The organism is Streptomyces sparsus (genome assembly GCF_054776295.1).
The window spans coordinates 1-2,485 of the sequence record NZ_BAAHCA010000738.1 but is presented as its reverse complement, the minus strand read 5'-3'; the positions used below and the strand labels follow the sequence as shown (position 1 = coordinate 2,485).

The window sequence follows — 2,485 nt, the reverse complement described above, 5'->3', positions numbered from 1 at the left end:
AGAGCGCCGCCGCGCCGGTCCCGCCGCCGCGCCGCCGCAGTTCGAGCGCCAGGTGCAGCACGATACGCGCGCCCGACATGCCGATGGGGTGGCCCAGGGCGATCGCGCCACCGTTGACGTTCACCTTTTCGGGGCCCACGCCGAGGTCCTTCATTGACTGCACGGCGACCGCGGCGAACGCCTCGTTCAGCTCGATCAGGTCCAGGTCGTCAACGGCGAGGCCCTCCTTCTTCAGGGCGTGCTGGATCGCGTTGGACGGCTGCGACTGGAGCGAGTTGTCCGGACCGGCGACGTTGCCGTGCGCGCCGATCTCGGCGATCCACTCCAGGCCCAGCTCCTCGGCCTTGGCGCGGCTCATCACGACCACGGCGGCGGCGCCGTCGGAGATCTGCGAGGCGGAGCCCGCGGTGATGGTGCCGTCCTTGGCGAAGGCCGGCCGCAGCTTGCCGAGCGACTCCTCGGTGGTCTCGCCGCGGATGCCCTCGTCCTGGCTGAAGACGACCGGGTCGCCCTTGCGCTGCGGGATCTCCACCGGGGTGATCTCCGCTTCGAAGAGGCCGTTCTTCTGGGCGGCGGCGGCCCGCTGGTGCGAGGCGGCGGCGATCCGGTCCTGCTCGGCGCGGCCGATGCCCAGGCGGGTGTTGTGCCGCTCGGTGGACTCGCCCATCGCGACGCCCTCGAAAGAGTCGGTCAGGCCGTCGAGGGCCATGGCGTCCAGCATCTCCACGGCGCCGTACTTGTATCCGGCCCGCGACTTGGGCAGCAGGTGCGGGGCGTTGGTCATGGACTCCTGGCCGCCGGCAACCACCACGTCGAACTCTCCGGCGCGGATCAGCTGGTCGGCCAGCGCGATGGCGTCGAGACCGGAGAGGCACACCTTGTTGACGGTGAGCGCGGGCACGTTCATCGGGATGCCGGCCTTGACGGCCGCCTGGCGGGCCGGGATCTGGCCGGCGCCGGCCTGCAGCACCTGGCCCATGATCACGTACTGGACCTGGTCACCGCCGATGCCGGCCCGGTCGAGCGCGGCCTTGATCGCGAACCCGCCGAGGTCCGCGCCGGAGAAGGAGGCGAGCGAGCCGAGGAGGCGCCCCATGGGCGTCCGGGCGCCCGCGACGATCACTGAGGTGGTGCCGGTGGTGCCAGTCATTGCTGCGACCCCTTCGGAGAAGGAAGTGAACGAGGGTTAATCCAATGTACTGAGCAGTACAGCTCACGGTCACCGGTGAGCACGTGTGACCGTGCGCACGTTGCGTAACCACCGCCGTGGCTGTGTCCTGGTTCCATGCTGACGCGTATCGACCACATCGGGATCGCCTGTTTCGACCTGGACCGCACGGTCGCCTTCTACCGGGACACCTACGGCTTCGAGGTGTTCCACACCGAGGTCAACGAGGAGCAGGGTGTCCGCGAGGCCATGATCAGGATCAACGGCACGGACGACGGCGGCGCCTCGTACCTCCAGCTGCTGGAGCCGACCAGCGACGAGTCCACCGTCGCCAAGTGGCTGGCGAAGAACGGCGAGGGTGTCCACCACATCGCCTTCGGAACCGCGGACGTCGACGGCGACGCGGAGGACGTGCGCGGCAAGGGCGTGCGGGTCCTCTACGACGAGCCGCGCACCGGCTCGATGGGCTCGCGCATCACGTTCCTGCACCCGAAGGACTGCCACGGCGTGCTGACCGAGCTGGTCACCTCCGCAGCCCCGGCCGACTCCGGGCACTGAGCGGGAAGTCCCCGCCCCGCTGCGGATTCCCCCTCCGGTCCCCGCCGGAATCTGTCACTCCTGTCCAACGGCGAAGCCGCCCGTCCAGAACATCGGTAGAGTGGCCGGGCGGCGAGCAGCCGCGGGCCGGACAGGGCCCGTTCCGCGTCCCGCCGATGATCTGACACCATTTCGTCAGAACGCTCTTCGGGACGTTCGTCGGAATACGCAGTTCACCTTGTCTACCAGGGGACGGATGGGACCGCGCAGTGCGGGGCTACGACCGCTACGAGGCTGACGATCACCTGTCGCGCTTCGAGGCCGAGATGGATCGGCTGAAGAAGGAGCGGGACAAGGCCGTCAGCCATGCCGACGACCTCGGCTACCAGGTTGAGGTGCTGCGCGCCAAGTTGCACGAGGCGCGTCGCAGCCTCGCCGCGCGCCCGGCCGGTTACGACAACCTCAACGTCCAGGCCGAGCAGCTGCTGCGGAACGCCCAGATGCAGGCCGACCAGCTGCGCGCGGACGCCGACCGGGAGCTCCGGGACGTCCGGGCCCAGGCCCAGCGCCTCCACCAGGAGCAGGCCGAGGCGCACTCCCGGCTGGAGGCCGAGCTGCACGCCGAGGCCGTGCGCCGCCGGCAGCAGCTCGACCACGAGCTCGCCGAACGCCGGGCCACCGTCGAGTCCCACGTCAACGAGAACGTCGCCTGGGCCGAGCAGTTGCGGGCCGCTCAGCGAACAGGACGTCGCCTACGCCTTCCCCGCGGCGGACGCGATA

2 protein-coding genes and 1 pseudogene are annotated in these 2,485 nt (G+C 70.1%); 2 read left to right on the top strand and 1 reads right to left on the bottom strand.

What is annotated here, in order from left to right; genetic code table 11:
* On the bottom strand, window positions 1–1,150 hold a 1,150-nt coding region (locus ACYVE9_RS22830; protein WP_461029769.1), incomplete at its 3' end, for an acetyl-CoA C-acetyltransferase.
* A gap of 135 nt (window positions 1,151–1,285) precedes the next feature.
* Between ACYVE9_RS22830 and mce the strand changes: the two genes are divergently transcribed.
* Window positions 1,286–1,726 carry a methylmalonyl-CoA epimerase gene (mce, locus tag ACYVE9_RS22825; protein WP_461029768.1) on the top strand — a complete coding sequence of 147 codons (441 nt, stop codon included), beginning with the start codon at window positions 1,286–1,288 and terminating at the stop codon, window positions 1,724–1,726.
* A 248-nt stretch (window positions 1,727–1,974) separates the two neighbouring features.
* A pseudogene (locus ACYVE9_RS22820) lies at window positions 1,975–2,485 on the top strand (hypothetical protein); the annotation flags it as partial.